Source organism: Nonomuraea guangzhouensis (genome assembly GCF_019396345.1).
In the GTDB taxonomy this organism is placed as follows: Bacteria; Actinomycetota; Actinomycetes; order Streptosporangiales; family Streptosporangiaceae; genus Nonomuraea; species Nonomuraea guangzhouensis.
The window spans coordinates 1-21,789 of record NZ_JAHKRM010000004.1 but is presented as its reverse complement, the minus strand read 5'-3'; the positions used below and the strand labels follow the sequence as shown (position 1 = coordinate 21,789).

At 69.6% G+C, this 21,789-nt stretch carries 22 protein-coding genes; 10 read left to right on the top strand and 12 right to left on the bottom strand.

The annotated features are described in order from the left end of the window. Positions 1–9: 9 nt before the first annotated feature. Positions 10–1,962: a carbohydrate-binding protein gene (locus tag KME78_RS08270; RefSeq protein WP_219528209.1), complete on the top strand. Its 1,953-nt coding sequence runs from the start codon at positions 10–12 to the stop codon at positions 1,960–1,962. Positions 1,963–1,969: 7 nt separating this feature from the next. Here KME78_RS08270 and KME78_RS08265 read toward each other — a convergent pair whose 3' ends face one another. Both KME78_RS08265 and KME78_RS08260 read right to left on the bottom strand, forming a co-directional pair. After that, entirely contained in the window at positions 1,970–2,986 is a 1,017-nt protein-coding gene (locus KME78_RS08265) for a LacI family DNA-binding transcriptional regulator (protein WP_219528208.1), read from the bottom strand. Then, positions 2,970–5,399 (bottom strand): glycoside hydrolase family 3 N-terminal domain-containing protein, encoded by a 2,430-nt coding sequence (locus KME78_RS08260; protein ID WP_219528207.1) that lies wholly within the window; start codon positions 5,397–5,399, stop codon positions 2,970–2,972. The genes KME78_RS08265 and KME78_RS08260 overlap by 17 nt, the downstream gene beginning before the upstream one ends. Positions 5,400–5,680: 281 nt before the next feature. Between KME78_RS08260 and KME78_RS08255 the strand changes: the two genes are divergently transcribed. From KME78_RS08255 to KME78_RS08245, 3 genes are read left to right on the top strand one after another with little or no spacing between them, the layout of a single operon-like run. Continuing rightward, positions 5,681–7,021, top strand: a complete 1,341-nt coding sequence (locus KME78_RS08255) for an extracellular solute-binding protein (RefSeq protein WP_308126848.1) — start codon at positions 5,681–5,683, stop codon at positions 7,019–7,021. Continuing rightward, positions 7,018–7,944, top strand: a complete 927-nt coding sequence (locus KME78_RS08250; protein ID WP_308126847.1) for a carbohydrate ABC transporter permease — start codon at positions 7,018–7,020, stop codon at positions 7,942–7,944. Before KME78_RS08255 ends, KME78_RS08250 begins: the two co-directional genes overlap by 4 nt. 1 nt (position 7,945) lies before the next feature. Further along, positions 7,946–8,836 (top strand): carbohydrate ABC transporter permease, encoded by an 891-nt coding sequence (locus KME78_RS08245; RefSeq protein ID WP_219528206.1) that lies wholly within the window; start codon positions 7,946–7,948, stop codon positions 8,834–8,836. 3 nt (positions 8,837–8,839) lie between these two features. Here KME78_RS08245 and KME78_RS08240 read toward each other — a convergent pair whose 3' ends face one another. Continuing rightward, on the bottom strand, positions 8,840–9,745 hold the full coding sequence (locus KME78_RS08240) for an NmrA/HSCARG family protein (RefSeq protein WP_219528205.1): 906 nt from the start codon (positions 9,743–9,745) through the stop codon (positions 8,840–8,842). Between the two features lie 93 nt (positions 9,746–9,838). Here KME78_RS08240 and KME78_RS65990 point away from each other — a divergent pair, with 93 nt between their 5' ends. Beyond that, the gene (locus tag KME78_RS65990; RefSeq protein WP_219528204.1) at positions 9,839–10,432 is read left to right on the top strand and encodes a TetR/AcrR family transcriptional regulator; all 594 of its coding nucleotides are present in this window, start codon (positions 9,839–9,841) and stop codon (positions 10,430–10,432) included. Positions 10,433–10,489: 57 nt separating this feature from the next. Next, entirely contained in the window at positions 10,490–10,816 is a 327-nt protein-coding gene (locus KME78_RS08230; protein WP_219528203.1) for an STAS domain-containing protein, read from the top strand. Between the two features lie 20 nt (positions 10,817–10,836). Here the strand turns inward: KME78_RS08230 and KME78_RS08225 are convergent, their stop codons facing one another. From KME78_RS08225 to KME78_RS08195, 7 genes are all read right to left on the bottom strand, one after another. Then, the gene (locus KME78_RS08225; RefSeq protein ID WP_219528202.1) at positions 10,837–11,478 is read right to left on the bottom strand and encodes a hypothetical protein; all 642 of its coding nucleotides are present in this window, start codon (positions 11,476–11,478) and stop codon (positions 10,837–10,839) included. Between the two features lie 41 nt (positions 11,479–11,519). Next, positions 11,520–12,122 (bottom strand): TetR/AcrR family transcriptional regulator, encoded by a 603-nt coding sequence (locus KME78_RS08220; protein ID WP_219528201.1) that lies wholly within the window; start codon positions 12,120–12,122, stop codon positions 11,520–11,522. A 9-nt stretch (positions 12,123–12,131) separates the two neighbouring features. After that, positions 12,132–13,391, bottom strand: coding sequence for a cytochrome P450 (locus KME78_RS08215; protein ID WP_246650750.1), 1,260 nt, complete (start codon positions 13,389–13,391; stop codon positions 12,132–12,134). Between the two features lie 132 nt (positions 13,392–13,523). Continuing rightward, positions 13,524–14,582 (bottom strand): trypsin-like serine peptidase, encoded by a 1,059-nt coding sequence (locus KME78_RS08210; protein WP_219528200.1) that lies wholly within the window; start codon positions 14,580–14,582, stop codon positions 13,524–13,526. Positions 14,583–14,965: 383 nt separating this feature from the next. Then, positions 14,966–15,436 (bottom strand): hypothetical protein, encoded by a 471-nt coding sequence (locus tag KME78_RS08205; protein WP_219528199.1) that lies wholly within the window; start codon positions 15,434–15,436, stop codon positions 14,966–14,968. A gap of 127 nt (positions 15,437–15,563) precedes the next feature. Next, complete coding sequence (locus KME78_RS08200; protein ID WP_219528198.1) at positions 15,564–15,995, bottom strand: cupin domain-containing protein; 432 nt, start codon at positions 15,993–15,995, stop codon at positions 15,564–15,566. Positions 15,996–16,004: 9 nt separating this feature from the next. Beyond that, entirely contained in the window at positions 16,005–16,559 is a 555-nt protein-coding gene (locus KME78_RS08195; protein ID WP_219528197.1) for an EF-hand domain-containing protein, read from the bottom strand. Between the two features lie 233 nt (positions 16,560–16,792). Here KME78_RS08195 and KME78_RS08190 point away from each other — a divergent pair, with 233 nt between their 5' ends. After that, positions 16,793–18,013 carry a cytochrome P450 gene (locus KME78_RS08190; RefSeq protein WP_219528196.1) on the top strand — a complete coding sequence of 407 codons (1,221 nt, stop codon included), beginning with the start codon at positions 16,793–16,795 and terminating at the stop codon, positions 18,011–18,013. A gap of 2 nt (positions 18,014–18,015) precedes the next feature. Then, positions 18,016–18,210 (top strand): ferredoxin, encoded by a 195-nt coding sequence (locus KME78_RS08185; protein ID WP_219528195.1) that lies wholly within the window; start codon positions 18,016–18,018, stop codon positions 18,208–18,210. Positions 18,211–18,212: 2 nt separating this feature from the next. On the opposite strand, the gene KME78_RS08180 is transcribed toward KME78_RS08185, so the two are convergent. Next, on the bottom strand, positions 18,213–18,866 hold the full coding sequence (locus KME78_RS08180; protein WP_219528616.1) for a TetR/AcrR family transcriptional regulator: 654 nt from the start codon (positions 18,864–18,866) through the stop codon (positions 18,213–18,215). A gap of 193 nt (positions 18,867–19,059) precedes the next feature. Here KME78_RS08180 and KME78_RS08175 point away from each other — a divergent pair, with 193 nt between their 5' ends. Both KME78_RS08175 and KME78_RS08170 read left to right on the top strand, forming a co-directional pair. Next, the gene (locus tag KME78_RS08175; protein ID WP_219528194.1) at positions 19,060–20,514 is read left to right on the top strand and encodes an MFS transporter; all 1,455 of its coding nucleotides are present in this window, start codon (positions 19,060–19,062) and stop codon (positions 20,512–20,514) included. A 41-nt stretch (positions 20,515–20,555) separates the two neighbouring features. Continuing rightward, complete coding sequence (locus KME78_RS08170; RefSeq protein ID WP_219528193.1) at positions 20,556–21,230, top strand: TetR/AcrR family transcriptional regulator; 675 nt, start codon at positions 20,556–20,558, stop codon at positions 21,228–21,230. A 9-nt stretch (positions 21,231–21,239) separates the two neighbouring features. Here KME78_RS08170 and KME78_RS08165 read toward each other — a convergent pair. Then, positions 21,240–21,789, bottom strand: a 550-nt coding sequence (locus KME78_RS08165; protein ID WP_219528192.1) for a response regulator transcription factor, incomplete at its 5' end; no start/stop codon positions are given.

Genomic DNA, 21,789 nt, shown 5'->3' with positions numbered 1-21,789 from the left:
GAGAATCCCATGAAGTGGAAGGCCTTATCCGTCGCCATCGGCTGCTCGCTGCTCGCCTCCGCGGCCCAGACCCCCGCGCGAGCCGCGGTCCTCGCCGGAGGCCCGCTGATCGTCGTGAACCCCGGCTTCGAGCACGACGCCGAGGGCTGGACGTTCACTGAAGGCACCGGCGTGGCCACCAATCGGCCGCACGGCGGCGCCAAGCTCGTCTACCTCGACTCCGGCGCCGGCAAGAGCATCAGCCAGACCGTGATCGCGCCCGCGACGGGCAGCTACTCGATCTCGGCCTGGATCGCCACCGGCGGCGCGGCGGGCACGTTCACCGTCAGGCGCAACGGCGCCGACGCGGGCACCGTCACCCTGCCCAGCCGCTCGATGTACACCCGCTACACGATCTCCGACGTTCCGGCCGCCGCGGGCGACCGTATCGAGATCGTCTTCGGGTCCGGCTCGGGCTGGGTGAACGCCGACGACGTCATGGTCTCGCCGGGAGCCACCACCGACCCGCGTGTCACCTCCTCCAACGCCAAGATCATCGAACTGTTCGCGTGGGCCAAGGCCAAGGCCGGGAGCTGGGCGCACCAGGACGGCGTCCCCGGCCTGCTCAACGTGGACGAGCGCGTGCCCGGCGGCACCGGCGAGGGCGTCTACGCCGCCACCTACTGGGCCGGATACGCCCATCGCACCGGCTACTACTCGCGCGACTTCGCCCACCAGCTCGCCGGGGCCCACATCCTGGGCCTGGACCAGGAGAACAAGAACATGCTCCGGTCCTTCGCCGCCTCGGCGACGGAGGAGCACAAGTACTACCCGGTCTGGGCGCTGAACTTCGACGCCAAGACCTACCTGGCCATCGACTACCGCTCGCCGACCAACTTCGTCCGCGAGGTGCCCGCCACGTTCGAGCTGGTGGAGAAGGCCAACCAGGCGTTCAGGTGGACCGGCGACCGCGCCTACCTCGACGACCCGGTGTTCTGGTCCTACTACCAGCGCGCGACCGACGATTTCGTCAGCCTGCACGACGGCCAGCTGCCCAACGGTCCGGTCAAGGTCGCCGAAGGCACGGGCAAGGGCATCTTCCAGGGCGCGGCCAGCTACAACGAGGTCAGCGGCGAGCCACTGGCCGAGGCCGGCGACGCGATCGGCGCCCAGTACCAGGCCTACCGGGCCCTGGCCGAGCTCGCCCTCGACAGACTCGACCTCAAGACCTCGCTCAAGGCGGCCAAGCAGGCCCGCGACCTCAAGGCGTACTTCAACCAGACCTGGAGTGTGAAGCCGGGTTCCGCTGAGTTCGTCCGCGCGTACACGGTCGACGGGACCCCGCTGACCGGCTTCGGCAAGGAGAACAGCTGGTTCATGCCGATGAAGGGCATCATCGACGCCGGGCCGCGCAACGACGCCTACCTCGACTTCATCGACGCCGAGGCGAGCGGCGCGGGCCGGCCGCGCAACATCGAGGCGATCACGTACCTGCCCGACACGTTCTTCAGGCACAACCGCGACGAGACCGCCTGGAAGTGGATGAGGTACGTCTACGAGCAGCGCGAGACCAGGCACGCCAACAGCCGCCAGGGGCTGAACGGCGACTACCCGGAGGTGCCGTTCACCCTGGTCAGCCAGACCGTCGAAGGACTCATGGGCATCCAGCCGGACGCGCCGCGGCACACCGTCGCCACGCAGTCGCGGCTGCCCGCCGACATCGGCTGGCTCCAGGTGGCCGGGGTGCCTGTGGGCGACGGCACGGTGACCGTACGGCACGACGGGCACACGTCCACGACGTTCACCAACGGCTCGCGGACGCCGCGCATCTGGGAGGCCCGCTTCGCGGGCAGGCGTCCGTGGCTGGAGGTCAACGGCCACCGCGTCCCGGGTTTGCCCAAGGTGATCGACGGCGTCAGCTACACCGTCGCCCTGGTGCCGGTGCCCGGCGGCCACACCGTCACCGTCAAGGTCGCGGGCTGACCCGGTCTCAGAGTGCCGTCGCCGTCGACCCCCGTACGATCAGCTCGGTGGCCAGTTCGACGTGGTGAGAGTCGACCTTCTCCCCGGCCGCCAGGCGCAGCGCCGTACGTACGGCGACGCCGCCCATCTCGCGGAGCGGCTGGCGGACGGTGGTCAGCGGGGGTGAGGCCATCCGGGCGAGCTGGGTGTCGTCGAAGCCCACGATGCTGAGCTCCTCCGGGATGCGCAGGCCCCGCGCCCGGGCGGCCTCCATGACGCCGAGGGCCGTCTCGTCGCTGCCCCCGAAGATCGCCGTCGGCGTCTGGGCCAGGTCGAGCAGGGCCGCGCCGTTGACCACGCCGTCCTGGTAGCGGAAGTGCCCTGTCCGGACGTAGCCGGGCGGCACGGGCACCCCCGCGGCCTCCATGGCGGCGCGGTAGCCGTGCATACGCGCCTGGTTGCAGGCCGCGGTCGCCGGGCCGCCGACGTAGGCGATGCGCCGGTGCCCCAGGGAGAGCAGGTGCTGGGTCGCGGCCAGGCCGCCGGCGAAGTTGGTGGAGCCGATGCTGGTCACGCGGGTGCGCGGCAGGTTCAGCGGGTCGATCAGGACCAGCGGCAGGCGCGCCCGGGACAGGGCGGCCAGCTGCGGGGAGGTCAGTTGGCTGGTCACGGCGATCAGCGCACGGCGCCCAGCGGCGATGAGGTCGCGCGCCCACGCGGCGGTACGGTCCTCACCCCGCCGGATGCTGAGGACGACCCCGACGCCGAGCTCGGCCCCGGCTTCGACCGCGCCTTGGATGATCTCGGTGGAGTAGGCGGTGAAGTCCGCGTCGAACTGCACCTCGATCGTGGCGCCGCCGGTGGCTTCGACCCGGCGCGGTGCCGGGGCGACGTAGGCGTGCTGCTGCAGCAGCGACTGCACCAGGGAGCGGGTCGCCGGCGCGACGTCGCTGCGGCCGTTGAGCACCTTGGAGACGGTCGCGACGGACACGCCGGCCGAGGCCGCGACGGTGGCCAGCGTGGCCCGCCTAGGACTGTCCGGCATCTCGGCCCTCCTGTTCGCCCATGGCAGGGCTCACCTCCACGGGCGTGACGAGCCGCCGGCCCCGCCCGACGACCCGCAGCGGGCCGGTCAGCCGGACGACGGCGCGGCACGGCAGGTCGGCCGCCGACGTGCCGACGAGCACCTCGACGTCTCCGGGCTCGACGATCCGCCGCAGGTCACGGCCGGTGAAGGCGGTCCGATCCGCGTGTACGCGGAACCGCACCTCCGTGCTCGTACCAGGCTCCAGCCGCACCCGCGCGAACCCGGCCAGCTGCCGTACGGGCCGGGTGACCTGGGCGAGAACGTCGTGCAGGTACAGCTGGACGACCTCCTCACCCGCCCTGCCGCCGGTGTTGCGGACACGGACCGACACGGTGAACTCGCCGTCGGTGGGCACCTCGGCGTCGCTGACCCGCAGGTCGCCGACCTCGAAGGAGGTGTAGGAGGTGCCGTATCCGAACGGGAACAGCGGCGTCGGGTCGAGGTTGCTGATGCCGTGGCTGTTCGCGCCCAGTGGCGGCTGCAGGTAGGTGCCCGGCTGCCCGCCCGGCCCGCGGGGGATCTGCACGGGCAGCTTGCCGCCGGGCTGGACCCGGCCGGAGAGCACGCCGGCGATCGCCGCCGCGCCTTCCTCGCCGGGCATGAACGCCTGTACGAGCGCCGCGGCACCGGCGTGCACCTCGCCCAGCGCGTACGGGCGGCCCGAGACGACCACCACCACGACCGGTGTCCCCGTGGCGGCGAGGCCGGCCAGCAGGTCCTCCTGCACCCCGGGCAGCCGGAGATCCTCGGCGTCGCAGCCCTCGCCCGAGGTCCCGTGCCCGAACAGGCCCGCCAGGTCGCCCACGACGGCGATGCACAGGTCCGCCTCGCGGGCCGCGGCCGTCGCGGCGGCGAAGCCCGAGCGGTCCTCGCCCCGCACGTCGCAGCCGCGTTCGTGGACGATCTCGCTGTGCGGCAGCTCGGTCCGCAGGGCGTCGAGCAGGCTGGGCGCGTCGACGCCGAGCCCGAGGCCGGGGTAGCGGGGCAGGACGTGGTTGGGGAAGGCGTAGCACCCCATGAAGGCACGCGGCTCGGCGGCGGAGGGTCCGACGACCGCTATGCGGCGTGGCTCCGCCGCGTCCAGGGGCAGCGTGGTGCCGCCGTCGAGCAGGACGATGGACCGCTCGGCCAGCTCGCGGGCCAGCGCCCGGTTGGCCGGCGAGTCCAGGTCCACGGCGGCCGCCGCCGACACCGAGCCCTCGGGCGTCCAGTCCTGGTCGAGCAGCCCCAGCTCCACCTTCTGGGTGAGCAGCCGGCGCGCCGCCCGGTCCACCAGGGACTCCGGCAGCTCGCCCCGCCGCACCCGCTCGACCAGGTGCCCGCCGAAGCCGAGGGTGTCGGGGAGTTCGACGTCGATGCCCGCGGTGAGCGCCAGGACGCCGGCCTCGTCGGTGTCGGCGGCGACCTCGTGCATGGTCGCCAGGAACGGGACGGCCCAGTAGTCCGAGACGACGGTCCCGGTGAATCCCCACTCCTCGCGCAGCAGGTCGGTCAGCAGCCAGGAGTCGGCCGCGGCCGGGACGCCGTCGACGTCGGAGTAGGAGTTCATCACCGAGCGCGCGCCGCCCAGAACGATGGCCGTCTCGAACGTGGGCAGGATCATGTCCATCAGCTCGCGGCGGCCCATCGGGACGGGACCATGGTTGCGGGCCGCGCGCGAGGCCGAGTATCCGGCGAAGTGCTTGAGGGTGGCGATGATCCCGGAGCTCTCCAGACCGCGGACATAGGCGGCGCCGAGCATCGAGACGAGATAGGGATCCTCGCCCATCGTCTCCTCGACCCGGCCCCAGCGGTAGTCACGCACGACGTCCAGCACGGGGGACAAGCCCTGGTGCACGCCCACGGCCCGCATGTCCCGCCCGATGGCGGCGGCCATCCGCTGCACGAGCTCGGGGTCGAACGTCGCGCCCCACGCGATGGCCGCGGGATAGACGGTCGCGCCGTAGGTCGTGAATCCGGTGAGGCACTCCTCATGGACCAGCGCCGGAACGCCGAGTCGGGAACGTTCGACGACCACGTGCTGCAGCCGGACGACCTCCGCGGCGCCGTCCGCCGCGGTCACCGGTCCGCTGCCGAAGACGCGGGTCAGGTGACCGAGGCCGTGACGGCTCGCCTCCTCAAGGGAGATGGTCCCGGACGCGGCGAACACGTCCTGCATGGGCGCCACATTGATGCTCGCCTCAGGGTCGGGATCAGGCTGGTCGGTGACCCGCATGTCATTGCCGACCCACCGGCTGCCGAGCTGGCCGACCTTCTCCTCCAGGGTCAGCTCCGCAAGGAGGGCCTCGACGCGCTCGGCCACCGGGAGCGTCCGGTCCTGCCACGGGCGCAGGATCCGGTCCGCCGCGGGGGTCCGATCTACAGCTGTCATCTGGCGCTCTCCTTAGTCCCGCAATTGTTTCGCAATGTTTCGACGCCGTCGAATGATCTTTACGCGTAGGGGTCGCCGCTGGATTACTGGGTCTTGACACGTGAACAGCCGAAATCTAGATTGACGGCCGCGCGGTCATTTCGCAAATGTTTCGAGAACCTACTTATGGGCGGATTTGGGGGAGAGGCATCCGGGGGTGCTGATCCACTGACCGCCGGCCACCGCATCCGATGATCAACGAGCCGCGGCGCAGCCCCCGGCCTTCGAGTACGGAGATCAGCGTGGAGTCCAGGAACACCTCTCGCCGCACCTTCCTCAGCCTCTCGATGGGCCTGCCCCTGGGCGCCGCGCTCGCCGCCTGCGGCAGCTCCGGCCCGACCCGCCCCGGTGGTGGGGGCGCCAGTGGTGGTGGCACCAAGGCCACTTATTGGTATCTCTCCACGCAGCCGCAGGAAGGCATCCGCACCGCCGCCATGGAGCGGTTCAACAAGGCCAACCCCAACGGCCAGATCACCGGGACGACCTTCCAGAACGACGCCTTCAAGACGAAGATCAAGACGGCGATCGGCGCCGGCCAGGCGCCCACCATCATCTGGGGCTGGGGCGGCGGCGGTCTGCGCAGCTACGTACAGGCCGGCCAGGTCGAGGACCTCACCTCATGGTTCGGGCAGAACGCCGCGGTCAAGGACCGGCTGTTCCCGTCCTCGTTCGGGGCCGCGACGGTGGACGGCAAGATCTACGCGATGCCGTGCGAGACCGTGCAGCCGATCGTCCTGTACTACAACAAGAAGCTCTTCGAGCAGATCGGCGCCCAGCCGCCCCAGTCCTGGGGCGACATCATGGACCTGGTGCCCAAGTTCAACGCCAAGGGCATCGCGCCGTTCTCCCTGGGCGGGCAGTCCCGCTGGACGAACATGATGTGGCTGGAGTTCCTCTTCGACCGCATCGGCGGCTCCGAGGTGTTCCAGAACGTGTTCGACGGTCAGAAGGACGCCTGGTCCAACCCGGCCGCCATCGACGCCCTGACCAAGATGCAGGCCCTGATCAAGGCCAACGGGTTCATCAAGGGCTTCTCCTCGATCACCGCGGACTCCAACGCCGACCAGGCGCTGCTGTACACCGGTAAGGCCGCGATGATGCTCCACGGCGGCTGGACGTACGGGAGCATGTCCGCCGACGGCGGCGACTTCGTCTCCGGCGGCAGCCTCGGCTACATGAACTTCCCGCCGGTCGACGGCGGTAAGGGCGACCCCAGCGACACGGTCGGCAACCCCGGCCAGTACATGTCGATCTCCGCCAAGGCGAGCCCGGAGCAGAAGGAGATCGCCAAGAAGTTCTTCGCCTCGGTGCTCTCGGACGAGGAGGTCAAGGCGTGGGTCGGCGTCGGCTCGGTGCCGATCGTCAAGGGCGCCGACAGCGCGTTCACCACCTCCAAGGACGCGGAGTGGCTGAAGTTCGTCTACGGCATCGCCAGCAACGCCAAGACGTTCGCCCAGTCCTGGGACCAGGCGCTCAGCCCCACGGCGGCCGAGGTGCTGCTCGACAACATCGCCAAGCTGTTCCAGCTGTCGATCTCACCGCAGCAGTTCACGACGAACATGAACGCGGTCATCGGCAAGTGACCGCGCTCCCGACCTCCCACGGGCGGGGGGCGCCGCAGGCCGACACGCGAGGGCCCAGCAACGGGTCCCTCGCGTGGCTGACCGTGCCGGCCTTGGTGTTCTTCGTCGGTTTCGGGGTCATCCCGCTGATCGGGGTCCTCGCGCTCAGCTTCACCACCTGGGACGGGATCGGCGACATCCACTTCTCGGGCTTCACCAGCTGGCAGGCCGTCCTCGCCGACCCCGGCCTGCCGCACGCGCTGTTCGTGACGTTCCTGATCATGGCCCTGTCCTGGTTGGTGCAGACACCGGCGAGCATCCTGCTCGGGGTGTTCCTGGCCGGCGCCCAGCGCTACCGCGCGCTGCTGTCGGTGCTGTACTTCATCCCGCTCCTGCTCAGCTCGGCGGCCATCGCGATCACGTACAAGGCGCTGCTCGACCCGAACTTCGGACTCGGCGCCGGCCTGAAGTTCGGGCTGCTCACCCAGGACTGGCTCGGCAGGCCCGGCCTCGCCGTCGGCGTGGTGGTCTTCGTGGTGTCCTGGCAGTTCATCCCGTTCCACTCGCTGATCTATCAGGGCGGCGTACGGCAGATCCCGCGCTCGATGTACGAGGCCGCGGAGCTGGACGGCGCAGGGCGGATCCGCAAGTTCTTCAGCATCACCCTGCCGCAGCTGAAGTACACGATGATCACGTCCTCGACCCTCGTGGTCGTCGGCTCGCTGACCTTCTTCGACCTGATCTTCGTGCTGACCGCGGGCGGTCCGGGCGACGCCACCCGGGTGCTCGCCCTGGACATGTACAAACGGGGCTTCCAGGCCAACCTCATGGGCCCGGCCAGCGCGATCGCCCTCATCCTCGTCTTCGTGGGCCTCGTCCTCTCGCTGTTGCTCCGCCGGATCGGCGGCGGCAGGTCCGACACCAGCCAGTTGGAAGGGGCCTGACATGGGGACGACCCTGACAACTCGCTCTGCGCGGACCCGCGCCCAGCAGCCCCGGAACGAACGCCGCACGGTCGCCCGTCACTGGAACTGGCTGGGCGGCCTGACCGGGTGGCTCTGGCTGGTGATCGTGGTGGTGCCCATCTACTGGATCGTCATCACCAGCTTCAAGACCCAGAGCAACTACTACGCGACCAACCCGCTGGCGCCGCCGGCGGAGCCGACGCTGGCCAGCTACCGGATGGTCATCGAGGCCGACTTCGTGCAGTACTTCGTCAACAGCCTCGTCGTCACCATCGGCGCGGTGGTCCCCGCGGTCACCGTCTCCTTCATGGCGGCCTTCGCGATCGTGCGGGGCGGCTCCGGCCGGTATCTGCGGTCGGTGAACTCCCTGTTCCTCATGGGCCTGGCCATCCCCCTGCAGGCGACGGTCATCCCGATCTATCTGATCATCATCCGGCTGCACCTCTATGACACGCTGCTGGCGATGATCCTGCCGTCGATCGCCTTCGCGATCCCGCTGTCGGTGCTGGTCCTGTCCAACTTCATCCGGGACGTCCCCAAGGAGTTGTTCGAGTCGATGCGGCTGGACGGTGCCACCGAGTGGGGGACACTCTGGCGCCTGGCGTTCCCGCTGTCCCGCCCGGCCGTGGTGACGGTGACGATCTACAACGCACTGACGATCTGGAACAACTTCCTGCTGCCGCTGATCCTCACGCAGAGCCCGGACAAGCGGACCCTGCCGCTGGCCCTCTGGTCCTTCCAGGGCCAGTACAGCATCAACGTGCCGGCGGTGCTCGCCTCGGTCGTCCTCACCACCCTGCCGATCCTGACCCTGTACGTGGTGGGCCGCCGCCAGCTCCTCAGCGGCCTGATGGCCGGGTTCGGCAAGTGACCTTCAGCCGGCGCGCGGCGCGTCCAGGAACGCCACGATCCGCGCCGCGCCGGTGCGGGCGAGCCAGGTGCGGAAGTCCATCAGCCCGGGGTGCAGCCGGCGGGCGAGGGAGACGTCGGCTCGGTAGCCGCGTTCGTTGAGCCACTCGTAGGCGTACGCGAAATCCTCGCCGGCCTGCCTGATCACCTCGATCGGGAGCTGGACGTTCGGCAGGGGCCGCCCGATCGCCTCGGCGATGGCCGCGGCGATCTCGATCGGGGTCAGTTCGTCGCCGGCCAGGTCGATCGTGCGGCCGAGCCACTCCCGCGGCCCAGCGAAGGCCCGCGCGGTGAACAGGCCGAGGTCGTCCACGGCGATGACCTGCTGCCTGACGCCGGGGTCGAACGCGGTCGCCAAGGTGCCGTCGCGCAGGTGGTATCCGCCGGTGTAGTTCTCCATGAAGGAGACCGGCCGCAGGATCGTCGCGGGCAGGCCGAGCTTGGTGATGTGCTGTTCGATCCGCCATTTGCTCGCCACGTTCAGCGGCAGTACCTCGCTGTCGTGCCGGCCCGCGCCGGCGACCGAGGTGAAGACGAAGTGCCGGACGCCGGCCGCGTGCGCGGCTTCGGCGACGTTGACGCCCCAGCGGACCTCGTCATCCGCGGCGAAGCCCGGCGCGGTGCCGGGGGAGCCGACGGTGGGCTGGACGCTGAACACGCCGTAGGCGCCCTCGGCCGCCGCGATCAAGGTGGCGACGTCCTCCATGTCGCCGAACACGGTCCGCGCGCCGGCCGCCTCCAGGGCCCGCGCCGGTGCGGCGTCCGGGTCTCGGGTCAGCGCCCGGACCCGCCAGCCGTCGGCGAGCAGCCGCTTCGTCACCGCGCGGCCCTGCAGGCCGGTCGCCCCCACCACCAGGATGGACTTGTTCACAATCTCTCCTCACCTTGAAGCGGGGTGGGCCCCCGCTTCTGCGGCGTTACAATATGGAGGACCACCCCATTTGGCAACCCGCTGGAGGAACCCGTGTCCCACCCCGGCACCGGGCGGTCGCCCCGCGCTGACGCGCGCCGCAACCACGACCGGATCCTCGCCGCGGCCGAAACCGCCATCGCCGAGTACGGGGCCGAGGCCTCCCTGGAGGAGATCGCCCGGCGCGCCGGGGTCGGCTCGGCCACCTTGCACCGGCACTTCCCGTCGCGTCAGGCGCTGTTGGAGGCCGTCTTCCGGGACCGGGTGGCCGGCCTCTGCGCGAAGGCGCGCGACCTGGCCACCGACCTCGACCCCGGGCCCGCGCTGGTCGCCTGGCTCCGTGCCGTCGCCGCGCACGCCACCGGCAACCGTGGGCTGGCGGCGTCACTGATCCGCGGCGCCGGCGAGGGCGACCCGGCCTGGGGTGCCACCTGTCACACCATGATCGTGACCGCCGGCGACGAACTTCTGGTGAGCGCGCGCCGGGCGGGCGCCGTACGCCCCGACGTCGCCATCGCCGATCTGCTCAAACTCGTCAACGCCATCTCCCTGGCCGTCGAACAGGAATCCGACGGCACGGCCGAGGCGGACCGGCTGCTCACCCTGGCCATTGATGGCCTGCATTTCCGGAAAGGTGAGGATTTCTGAGGCATCTCATTCCGGATACCTGACTCGAAGCGCGGTAAAATCGCCTGGGGGAATACCATGACCATCACCCACGCCATCCCGCTTCCCAGGGTCGGCGGAACATCAGCCCGGACCACGGTCCACCTGGCCGGCGAGATCGACATCTTCACCAGCAACGCGCTGCGCCAAGGCCTGATGGCCGCCCTGCTGACGAGCACCAGCACGCTCGTCATCGACCTGTCGGGAGTCTCGTTCTGCGACACCGTCGGCCTGGGCATCCTGGTCGGCATCCAGCACCGCGCCCGGGCGCAGGGCGTCACGCTCGTCCTGGCCGGTCCCCGCCCGCACATGATCAGCCTCCTGCACGTTTCCGGCCTGGACCGGAGCCTGCCGATCGCCCTGTGACCCCCCGAGGTCGAAGGGCGTCAGTCGGCGAGGTAGCTGATCGACTGGACGTCGTACCCCCGGTTGACCGAGCCCTTGAGGTGCATCAGCAGGGCGCCGCCGTCGTAGGAATAGGCGCAGGAATAGCCCTTCGTCTCCTTCGTGCAGCCCTGGAAGTAGTACGTCACGCCCTTGGGGTCGTACTTGGTGCGGAAGAGCCTGGCGACCACCTTCTGGGTGGCGACCTCGAGGCCGAGGTTGCGGTCGCCCTTCTGCCACGCCGTGAGCAGGTGCTTGGCGGCCACCGCCGGCTTGGTCACGAGGCGCGACTGGTAGACCGTGGTCACCTTCGACCCGGAGACGATCATGAGCAGGCCGTTGAGCCCGCCCGGCACCCGGACGCTGGTGTGGATGAACCGGCAGGCGTTGCCCGAACAGCCGGCGAACTCGTCGGGTGCGCGGTAGACGTACGAGAAGATCGACTTGACCGCCGAAGGCGTGGCCACCTTCGCGGCCGCCGCGCGGTCGCGCCGCAGCCATGCGTGGAACAACGCGTTGGACACCTTCGCCGGACTGGCCGCCGGGGCTGTCGCGTTCGTGTTCGCGCTCGCCGGAGAGGATGTGACCAGCAGTGCGGCGACCGCGGTCGCCGCGCCCGCACCGAAAAACCATCGTCGTGACATACCCGGACGTTAACGACACCCGCTTGCACAGAGGTTGACGCCTACTTGGTGTCTTCGCCGGTCGGTTGCGGAGCGAGCCAGTGGCGGGTGAGGTCGCGGATGGCTTGGCGCCATGGTTGGGGTTGATCGCCGGCGGAGATCGCGTCGCCGGCACTGTGCAGGATGGCGAACAGGAAGGTGGCCGCGATCTTGGCGGATACGGGGCGGAAGACGCCCTCTGCCATGCCGCGGTCCAGCGCCCTCGCTATGGCGGTGATGATGTCGAGGCGGTCGTCGACGGGAGGGCCGACGGCCGCGTGAAAGACGGCCTGGTGCAGGCCGCCGGGCTGGGCGATGGAGTCGAGGGCGGCATCGCATTCGGCGTCGACGGTGGCCCACCAGTCGATCGGGTCGGTGCTTTCGGCGATGTGGTGGAACCGGTCCACGTAGTCGCGCAGGACCCGGTCCCGGACGGCGACCAGCATCTCTTCCCAGGAGGCGAAGTAGACGTAGAAGGTGCCCTTGGCCGAGCCTGCTTCAGCCGTCACGGCCTGGACCCAGTTGGTCACTTCCTGGCCGGACTCCAGGAGCCGGACGGCGGCGTCGATCAGCTCACCGCGTCTGGCCTCGGGGGAAAGCCGCCGGCGACTCCTGGAAGTGACCACGGCGACAGGCTAACGGAACGTGCGAGTCACGTGCGCGATGGGGAGTTCGCTGACTCCGCGCAGGTTGAGGTGTTCGCGGTACGGCGGTGGGTCGGCGATGAGCCGGGGGTTCTGGACGCGTCGGGCGAATCCGGCCATGGCCAGGCGGCCTTCGAGCCTGGCCAGCGGCGCGCCGAGGCAGAAGTGCGGGCCGAAACCGAAGGCCAGGTTACGCGCCTGGGTGCGGTGCGGGTCGAAGCTGTCCGGGTCTGGATTCGCCTCCGGGTCCCGTTGGGCCGAGGCCAGCAGGAGGATGATCATGCTGAGTTTGGGGACGTCCACCTCTCCGATGCGCATGTCCTCGGCGGCTATCCGGGCGGTGAGCTGGACGGGTGGGTCATAGCGCAGAATCTCCTCGACGACCGCGGGCGCCAGGTCCGGATCGGCGCTGAGCGCGGTGAGGTGGCGGGGGTGCCGTAGGAGGGCCAGCACGCCGTTGGCGATGAGGTTGACCGTCGTTTCGTGGCCGGCCACCAGCAGCAGCACGATGGTGGAGACGAGTTCGTCGTGGCTGAGCGCGTCCCCGCCGTCCTTGGCCGCGATGAGGTCGGAGATCAGGTCGTCCTTGCGGGGGCTTGTGCGCCTTTCGGCGATGAGCTCGTTGACGTACCTGTGCATGTCGGTCATTCCTGGTTCCCACTCCGGCGTCTCGCCGTCGGTGGTGGCGTTCGACAGGCCGTCCACCAGGCGGGTGAGCTGGGCGGACCACCCCTGGAACAGCGGCTCGTCCGCCACCGGGACGCCCAGCATGCGGCAGATCACCGCCACCGGCAGCGGGTAGGCGAAGTCGTGGAGCACGTCGAACGTGTCACGTTCTGACGCCCGGTCGAGGAGATCGTCCACCAACTGGGTGATGTACGGCTCCATCCGGGCGATGGTGCGGGCGGTGAACGCGCTGCTGACCAGCCGCCGCAACCGCGTATGGTCCGGTGCGTCCTGGGAGAGGAACCAGGGCTGGTGCACCGAGGACGGCGCGTCGGGGGGATAGAGGCGGTCCGCCTGATCGCCGCCACGCCGCCAGCGCTCCGCGCTGAGCCGCGGGTCCCGCAGCAAGGTCTCGCACTCGCCGTATCGGGCCACCACCAAGGTCGTCATCTCCTCGATCCACACCGGTCCGCCGAGGTCGCGGAGCTCGGCGTAGATCGGGTACGGGTCGGCTCTCGACGCCTGGTCGAGCAGCTTGCCGATCAGCTGAGAGCCGGACACTTCTCTGTCGTGCGCCTCTGACATCTACGCTCCCTGGGTGCGTGGTTATTGACCTCAGGTCATTAGTAAATGACCTGAGGTCAATATGTCAAGGCGGTGCGATCGAGCCCCGGCTGAGCGAGGAGCCCGCACGGCTCCCCGCTCAGGATCAGGGGGTCAGCGGACGGAGACGTCGTTGAAGACGTTGATGGCGCCGTCACCGTGGTTCGCCGACTTCGCGACGATGTCGGTGGGGGCGTTGTTGGCGAAGGCGCGGTGGCTGTAGGCGCCGATGATGTAGCCCCAGCCCCGGCTCAGCTGCAGGTCCTGCAGCCAGGGGCCGCCGCTGGCGCCGTGGTGCATGTCGCAGTTGATCTGGATCAGGTCGTCGAAGGTGCCGACGCGGCTGGTGTTGCCGAAGCAGTACCACAGGTCGTTGCCGGAGAAGTCGGTGCGCTGGTAGCCGTCCTGCGGGAAACCGAAGGTGTTGACGCCGGTCCACGCCTGGCCCTGGTTGAACTTGTAGCCCTGCGAGCCCGTCCAGTCCTGCAGGTTGCCGTGGGCGGCCTGCGAGTTGAACGCGATGGCGGCGACGTCGTAGTGCAGGTTGCCGCTGTTCTGCCAGCCGACGGTGGTGTTGGCGTACTTCCAGGTCCACCGGCCCCACGGCTCGAGGTTGTTGTCGGCGTCGGGGACGAAGATGAAGTTGCTGAAGTAGTTGCCGGAGCCGCCGCCGCCGGCGTGGATGCAGTGGCCCGCCGTCCACACCGTGCTCCTGTTGCTGGCGTTGATGACGCTGCCGGAGCAGTAGCCGCCGGTGCCGTTGTTGCGCGTGTAGTAGATCTTGCCGATCGTGATGGCCGGCATGCTGTACTGCCGCCCCCAGCGTTCGGCGCGCTGGCCGGCCAGCAGGCCCGTCTTCGGGCTGGCCGGTGGGCTGAGCTTCCTCGTGGGCAGCGAGCCCTCGGAGGCCTTGCCCGGCAGGACGTTCTCGACCTGCTCCTGCACCTGCTTGGCGTCCATCACCGGAACCGGCTCCGGCGTGGCCGCCTTCATGCGTTCCTCGGTCCAGAAGTCGAGCAGGCTCTGGGCGCGGGCCTTGTTCGCCACCCCCGTCGCCGGGGCGGAGGGCTTCTCCGCCGCGGCGGACGCCTGTGTGGAGGCGGTCGCGCTCATCCCCGAGACGGCCAGCAACGTGGCTAAGACGATTGCGGCGTGCCTTGAGCGTGGCTGCATGATCTTCCTTTCTGAAAGCGAATTCGACGAACTTTTACATATTGAGTACGGATTCGCCGGTTGGGAAGAGTAATGTCCTTGATTTTTGCGGGCGAATGCGCCCTTTGCGCGCCACGTGATAGGGAAAGGCGATCGGCGGGGATTGTCCAAGCTTGTCAAGTGAATTTCTGCCGCTTCAGCATTACGGCTGAGCTCTATAGCGGGTGCTCGTCAGGCGGCCCGGAAAGGGGCATTTTCCTGGTCGGAGAGGGTGCCCGTCGGCGGGTTACGGGTGCGAGCGCGGTGGGATAAGTCCGGCGCGATTATGCGCTCGGCGGCGTCTCGGGCGCTGCCATATGGGGGATAAGAGCCAGCCGGTTATCCCGTAATTCGCGCCGCGGGCGTCAGGAATGGACGGCGCGGATCTCCGTGACGGTGAACTCGTCGACGATGTGCTGGTTCTGCAGCAGGAACCCGACCAGGCCCGCCACCGCCTCCGAACCCAGACCGGCTCGTATCTGTCCGCTCAGGAGGTAGACCAGGGGAGTCGACGGCTGGTCGAGCGCGAAGCGGCGGCCATGGCGGTGCACGTCGTGCAGCGCCCTGATCGGGATGGCCCGCGCCGAGGTGAACCACACGGCGACCTCCCAGAGCGGCAACGCCGGATCGGCGTCGGCCGAGAGCTCGTAGCATGTGACGCACCCGTGCCCGGCGTGCTGCCCGTGCGGGCAGGTCCACTGGGCGATGTCGGCCCGGCTCTGATCGTGGCTGCTCAGGATCGCCGACTCGGTCACGCGACGGCGCGCCGATCGCGGCTGGTCCCCGGGTGAGGGGAAGTAGTCGTTGGCGATGATCGGGTCCCTTCGCTGCCGCATTCCGATCTGTCGAGACTAGCTCCCACGCGACCACCCCACCGCACAGCGACGCCCGCGGGCGCGACCAGGTCGAAACCCTGCTCGCCGCCTGCCCGCGGGCGTGACCGGCCTTCACCGCATCGGCATGTCAGTCCGCCGGGAGGGGGCGCCGGCTCTCCAGGTCGGGCAGGAGCACCGTGCTCTCCTGCTCGCGCGGGTCGGTGCGGGCGAGGACCACTTCGGCCGGCTGACTGTCACTGAGGTTCACGGGCATGTGCGGGGTGCTGGCGGGGATGTAGATGAACTCCCCCTGGCGTGCTTCGAGGTAGTGCTGCAGGTCGTCGCCGTACCAGGCGCCGACGGCGCCCTTGATGACGTAGATGGCGGTCTCGTGGTGGTCGTGCTTGTGGGCTCGGCCGCTGCCGGCGGGCGGGATGGTCTGCAGGTGCATGCAGATGTTGCGCGCGCCCACGGTCTCGGCGGCGATGCCGGCGAAGAACTGGAGGTGCTGTTTGCCCTCGTACATCAGGGCGGAACGGATGACTCGGCAGTGGCCGTCGGGCTGCGGGGGGTGCTCCACGTCTTCTCCTCAGAGTCGGCCGAAGATCAGGTTGCCGGGGGCGTCCGGGTCGGTGCTGTGGTAGAAGTCGCGCTGTGCGGCGTGGATCTCGCTGATGTCGAGCTGCCCGCTGCCGTCGGTGTCGAGCCGGTCGAACACCGCGCGGCGCTCGGCCTCGGGCAGGGAGGAGATGCCGGGAATGGCGGCGAACTCCTGGAAGGAGATCTGGCCGTCGCCGTCGGTGTCGCAGACGATGAGGACGGACTCGGCGATCCGACCGGCGGTCGCCGCGTAGCCGCTCGTGCGGAACTCCTCGCCGGCGAGGTAGGCGGTGAACTCCGCGCGCGTGAGCTGCCCGTCGCTGTCGTCGTCGGCGCTGTGGATGAGGGCGTTCCACATGCTCGCGTAGGCGGCCAGCACGTCCCGGCCCTTGGGGGAGTCGGCCGGTACGCCGAACGCCGCCAAGAATCTCGTGGCCGCGGTCTGGAAGTCGTCCTTGGTGAGCACATCGTCGGCGTCGGCGTCGAACAAGGTGAATCTCTTGTCGAATTTCCGGGCGAGAACGTCGGGTACGGCGAAGGACACGGCTCTCCTCCATCGGATGGGTGGAATGGGCACCCGCACATTAACACTACTTAAAGTTATCAACAATCACCCTTTGTGATTGACCCTGCGCTCCCGCTCACCCGTGCCGATCCGGCACATCTCGCTTGGTTGGGTGGCATGATCATGCTTGGCGTGTCGGTTTCAAGGAGGTTGCCTTAATAAGGCAGGCGACTTAGGGTGAGTCGGGTCAAGTTCCCGAGCTGGAGGACACGATGACTGCTGAGGCGACCCCTGATTTCCCGTTCGGTCGGGCCACGGCCCTGGAGCCTCCGTCGGAGCTGGCCGAGCTCCGTGAGCAGTGCCCGGTGGCGCACGTCCGGCTGCCCAGTGGGGACACCGCCGCCCTGGTGACCCGCTACGACGACGCCAGGTCGGTGATGGCGGACCCGCGCTTCAGTCGCAACCTTCGCAGAGAGGGCGCCGCCCGGCTGTCCACCACGAAGGACGGCGGCCTGTTCAGCCGGCGCAGGATGGGCAGCGAGGACATCAGCGACGGGCCGGGGCACCTGCGGTGGCGGCGGCTGCTCAGCCGCTCGTTCACGGTCCGGCGGATGGAGGTGTGGCGTCCCAGGATCCAGGCGATGACCGACGAACTGCTGGACTCCCTCGTGGCCAAGGGGTCTCCGGGGAACCTGTCGGCCGGGCTGGGGCTGCCGCTGCCGGTGCGCGTCATCTGCGCGCTGGTCGGGGCGCCCAGTGAGGATCAGGACAAGTTCGCTCACTGGTCGCGCACCATGCTGACTCTGACGCGTAACACCCAGGAGGAGGTCGACGAGGCGTACGAGGGCTTCAACGAGTACGTCTCCGACCTGGTCGACCGGAACCGGGCGAACCCGGGAGACGACCTGCTCAGCGAGCTGACGCAGATCTCCGACGCCGAGGACGGCCGGCTCAGCCATGCCGAGCTCATCGCCACCGTACGCGGGCTGCTGCTCGCCGGGCATGAGACGACCTCCAACATGATCGCGATCATGGTGGCGATGCTGCTCTCCGAGCGCGAGCGCTTCGAGGCGGTCATCGACGACCCCGAGCTGATCCCGGGCACGGTCGAGGAGGTTCTCCGCCTGGACAGCACGCTGTCCGCGATCGGCGGGGTGCCCCGGTTCATCACCGAGGACGTGAACGTGAGCGGAGTGGAGGTGCCCGCGGGGACGACCGTGATCCCCAACACGCCCTCCGCCAACCGGGACCCGCGCAAGTTCCCCGAGCCCGAGCGGTTCGACCCGCGCCGGGAGAACAACCAGCACCTCACCTTCGGCGCCGGACCGCACTTCTGCCTCGGCCAGCCCCTGGCCAGGATGGAACTCCAGGTCGTGCTGGGCACCCTGGCCCGGCGGCTGCCGGGCCTGCAGCTCCGGGACGCCCCCGAGGACCTTCAGCTGCGTACCGGCGGGATCTCCGGCGGACTGCAGGACGTCTGGGTCACGTGGTGACCATGAAGGTCAGCGCCGACCAGGACCTGTGCTGCGCCAGCGGGTTGTGCGTGATGAAGGCCGACAAGGTCTTCGACCAGCGCGAGGAGGACGGCGTCGTCATCGTGCTGGACGAGGCGCCACCGCTGGAACAGCACGAGGCGGTACGCGCCGCCGCCGCGGCCTGCCCCACCTTGGCCATCCAGCTGTCGGAGTGACGTCAGGGCGACCCCGGCGCGCTGACCGGGGCCAGCCACAGCCCGGTCACCGCGTCGATCAGCCCGGTCGCGGCGGCGTCCCACGTCGGGTGCGGGGTGGGCGTGCCCTCGTGCAGCGCGCGTTCGCGCTCGGCGCACATGTGCACCAGCAGGTGCCGCATCATGTCGCCGCGCTCGCGTCGTACCTGCTCGGGCAGGGCGGGGACGAGCAGGAAGATCCCCTCGAGGGTCTGCCGCAGCGACGGCGAGGCGGTCGTCTCGTCGGTGACGAGCTGGCGGAGGGCGGGGTCGGTGGTGATCTGGGCGGCGAACCGGGCGTACCAGGTCGGATTGCCCAGGTCGGCGAGGTGGCCGGTGACGGGGCGTACGAGGCAGGCGATCCATTCGTGCAGGCCGGACGCCTCGGTGAGCGTCGCGAGCATCTCGGCGCGGCGCCGCTCCATCGGCGCGGAGTGCCGGCGGACGATCGCGAGCACGACATCGGTCTTCGTGCCGATGTGGTATCCGACCGCGGAGTTGTTGGCCTGCCCCGCCGCCTCGCTGATCTGCCGGCTGGACACGGCCGCCACGCCGTGCTCGGCGAACAGCCGCTCGGCGGTCGTCAGGAGCAGCTCGCGGGTCTCGCCGCCGCGCTCGGGCCTGGTCGTGGTCACCATCACCTTCCCACGGTAGTGGCAGCACCGTAGAGTGACCGCCTCGATTAAGTCAACTGCTTGACTCGATTGAGGCGGTCACCTTACGGTTATCCTGGCCGCCGCATGATTCCGCAGATCACCGCGTGAGTACGGCGAGCAAGGGGGAGTGGTCATTGAGGGCACCCCATACCGCAACGATCGAGACAGGACGTCGATGACGACGGTGGTCCCCGGGACCCAGAAACAGGCGCCGAGCAGCGGCCTGACAGTGGCGGTGCTGGCGTTCGCCGGCATCGTGGTCGCGCTCATGCAGACCCTGGTCATACCGCTGATCCCGCAGCTCCCCACGCTGCTGCACGCCTCCCCGTCGAACACCTCGTGGGCCATCACCGCCACCCTGCTGGCCGGCGCCGTGGCCACCCCGGTGTTCGGGGGGCTGGGTGACATGTTCGGCAAGCGGCGCATCCTGGTGCTCTGCCTGGGGCTGCTGGTGGTCGGGTCGGTCGTCTGCGCGCTCAGTGACTCGCTGACCCCGATGATCGTGGGCCGGGCCCTGCAGGGCGCGGCGGCCGGTGTCATCCCGCTGGGCATCAGCATCATGCGTGACGAACTACCCGCCGAGAAGCTCGGCTCGGCGATCGGGCTGATGAGCTCCTCGCTGGGCGTGGGCGGCGCGCTGGGTCTGCCCAGTGCCGCGCTGCTCGCGGAGCACATCGGCTGGCACGTGCTGTTCTGGGTCTCGGCGGGGCTCGGTGCCGTGGTCGCCGTTCTGGTGGTGGCCGTGGTGCCGGAGTCGCCGCTGCGCTCCGGCGGCCGGTTCGACGTGCTCGGCGCGGTCGGGTTGTCGGCCGGACTGGTGTGCCTGCTGCTGCCGATCTCCAAGGGCGGCGACTGGGGGTGGACGAGCGGCACCGTTCTGGGGCTGTTCGCCGCCGCCGTGGTCATCCTGCTGCTGTGGGGCCGGTGGGAGCTGCGGTCGCCGCGACCGCTGGTGGACCTGCGGATCACCGTCGGCCGCCGGGTGCTGCTGACGAACCTCGCCTCCGTCATGGCCGGCTTCTCGATGTTCGCGATGTCGCTGGTGCTGCCGCAGGTGCTCGGGATGCCGAAGGCCACGGGCTACGGTCTCGGCCAGTCGTTGCTGGTGATCGGTCTGTGCATGGCGCCGGGCGGGCTGGTGATGATGGCCATCTCGCCGTTCGCGGCGCGCCTGTCGGCCGCGCGGGGCCCGAAGGTGTCGCTGATGGCGGGCGCGTTGGTGATCGCCATCGGGTACGGCCTGGGCGTCGTGCTCATCGGCGCGGTCTGGCAGATCATCGTGTTCACCTGCGTCATCAGCGCCGGGGTCGGCATCGCGTACGCCGCCATGCCCGCGCTGATCATGTCGGCGGTGCCCGCGTCGGAGACCGGCGCCGCCAACGGGCTGAACGCCCTCATGCGGTCGATCGGCACCTCCACCTCCAGCGCGGTGATCTCGGTCGTGCTGGCCGACATGGTCACCCGCTTCGGCCCCGTCGAGCTGCCGTCGCTCAGCGGCTTCCGGGTCGCCATGCTCATCGGCTGCGGCGCCGCGCTGGCCGCGTTCCTGATCGCCGCGTTCATCCCTGGTCGGCGCGATGCGGGTAACCTGGCCCCGGTGGCGGCTGATGCCGCCGCCAGAGCGCGGTGAACTAGAACGAGGTCAGGAACGGTCATGAAGGTCAGTGCTGGATGACACTCTCCGAGACGGCCGCCACGATCTCCCCCCGCTCCGCGCTCGCCAGGGACAAGCTGATGCACACCGCGGAGCGGCTCTACGCGGAGCACGGGTTCGCGAACGTGTCGATCAGGAGGATCGGCGAGGAGGCGGGCCAGCGCAACAAGTCGGTGGTGCAGTATCACTTCAGCACCCGCGACGATCTCATCCACGCGATCCTGGACCGCCACATGGCCGCCATCGAGAAGCACCGCATCTCGATGGTGGCCGCGCTCGGCGAGCCGGGCGCGCTGTCCCTCCGGGACTGGATCACCTGCGTCGTCCAGCCGAGCATCGAACATCACATCGACCTGGGCACACCGTCCTGGTACGGCCGCTTCCTCGCGCAGACCGTGGTGGAGCCCACCCTGCGCGAGTACACGATCCAGGCGCACCTGAAGATGCCCTCGTTCCGCCGCATCGAAGAGCTCGGTTACCCGTACGGGCCTGACCTGGATCGCGAGCTGGTCGTCCAGCAGGGTGCGATGATCCGGCAGCTCATCGTCCACATGAGCGCCGAGCTGGAAGCCGACCTGGCCAGCGGCCGAGCCGACCACGCGGCCGCGGAGCGGTCCTGGCGCCGGCTGGGGGACAACCTGATCACGGCCATCTACGGGCTCAGCTCCTCCTTGCTGGGAGAACGCCGCTAGAGGTCACGGCTATCGGTGGTTCCAGCCGGCCATCCGTCTGGTCAGCGCCACCCGGGAACGCACGTCGAACTTGCTGAAAATGCGCGCCACATGGGTCTCCACCGTCTTCTGGCTGAGATGGAGACGCTCGGCCACTTCCCGGTTGGTCAACCCCTGGCTGACGAGTTCAGCGACCTGGCGCTCGCGCGCGGTCAGCGCCGGCGGGCCGACGGCCTTCCGCGCCGTGTGCCGGGGGCCGCGCGCGGCGAGCTGCCGCTCCACCCGAGCCAGCTGACCGGCGAGCCAGTCGGCGCCCGACTCCCGGTAGGCGGCCTTGGCCCAGCCGATCTCCGCGCGGGACGACACCACGTCTCCCATGCGGCCGAAGATGGTGGCGAGCTGCTGATGAGCCAGGCCGCGTTCGCCGACGGCGCCGCTCTCGGCGAACCGCTCGGTGGCGATCCGGGCGGCCGCCGCGGCTCCGGCCAGGTCGTCGCGGCCGCACAACGCGCGGGCGCGGGCGTCGTACGCGATCCCGAGACGGTACGCGGGACCGTCGGCGGCGGCGGCGACCGCGGCC

Excerpts from the sequence above, each read along its gene's own strand:
- KME78_RS08270 (WP_219528209.1), top strand. The coding sequence starts at position 10 with ATGAAGTGGAAGGCCTTATCCGTCGCCATCGGCTGCTCGCTGCTCGCC.
- KME78_RS08170 (WP_219528193.1), top strand. The coding sequence starts at position 20,556 with ATGACACTCTCCGAGACGGCCGCCACGATCTCCCCCCGCTCCGCGCTC.
- KME78_RS08180 (WP_219528616.1), bottom strand. The coding sequence starts at position 18,866 with ATGGTGACCACGACCAGGCCCGAGCGCGGCGGCGAGACCCGCGAGCTG.
- KME78_RS08225 (WP_219528202.1), bottom strand. The coding sequence starts at position 11,478 with ATGTCACGACGATGGTTTTTCGGTGCGGGCGCGGCGACCGCGGTCGCC.
- KME78_RS08205 (WP_219528199.1), bottom strand. The coding sequence starts at position 15,436 with ATGCGGCAGCGAAGGGACCCGATCATCGCCAACGACTACTTCCCCTCA.
- KME78_RS08245 (WP_219528206.1), top strand. The coding sequence starts at position 7,946 with ATGGGGACGACCCTGACAACTCGCTCTGCGCGGACCCGCGCCCAGCAG.
- KME78_RS08260 (WP_219528207.1), bottom strand. The coding sequence starts at position 5,399 with ATGACAGCTGTAGATCGGACCCCCGCGGCGGACCGGATCCTGCGCCCG.
- KME78_RS08210 (WP_219528200.1), bottom strand. The coding sequence starts at position 14,582 with ATGCAGCCACGCTCAAGGCACGCCGCAATCGTCTTAGCCACGTTGCTG.
- KME78_RS08175 (WP_219528194.1), top strand. The coding sequence starts at position 19,060 with ATGACGACGGTGGTCCCCGGGACCCAGAAACAGGCGCCGAGCAGCGGC.
- KME78_RS08230 (WP_219528203.1), top strand. The coding sequence starts at position 10,490 with ATGACCATCACCCACGCCATCCCGCTTCCCAGGGTCGGCGGAACATCA.
- KME78_RS08185 (WP_219528195.1), top strand. The coding sequence starts at position 18,016 with ATGAAGGTCAGCGCCGACCAGGACCTGTGCTGCGCCAGCGGGTTGTGC.
- KME78_RS08265 (WP_219528208.1), bottom strand. The coding sequence starts at position 2,986 with ATGCCGGACAGTCCTAGGCGGGCCACGCTGGCCACCGTCGCGGCCTCG.
- KME78_RS08215 (WP_246650750.1), bottom strand. The coding sequence starts at position 13,391 with ATGTCAGAGGCGCACGACAGAGAAGTGTCCGGCTCTCAGCTGATCGGC.
- KME78_RS08190 (WP_219528196.1), top strand. The coding sequence starts at position 16,793 with ATGACTGCTGAGGCGACCCCTGATTTCCCGTTCGGTCGGGCCACGGCC.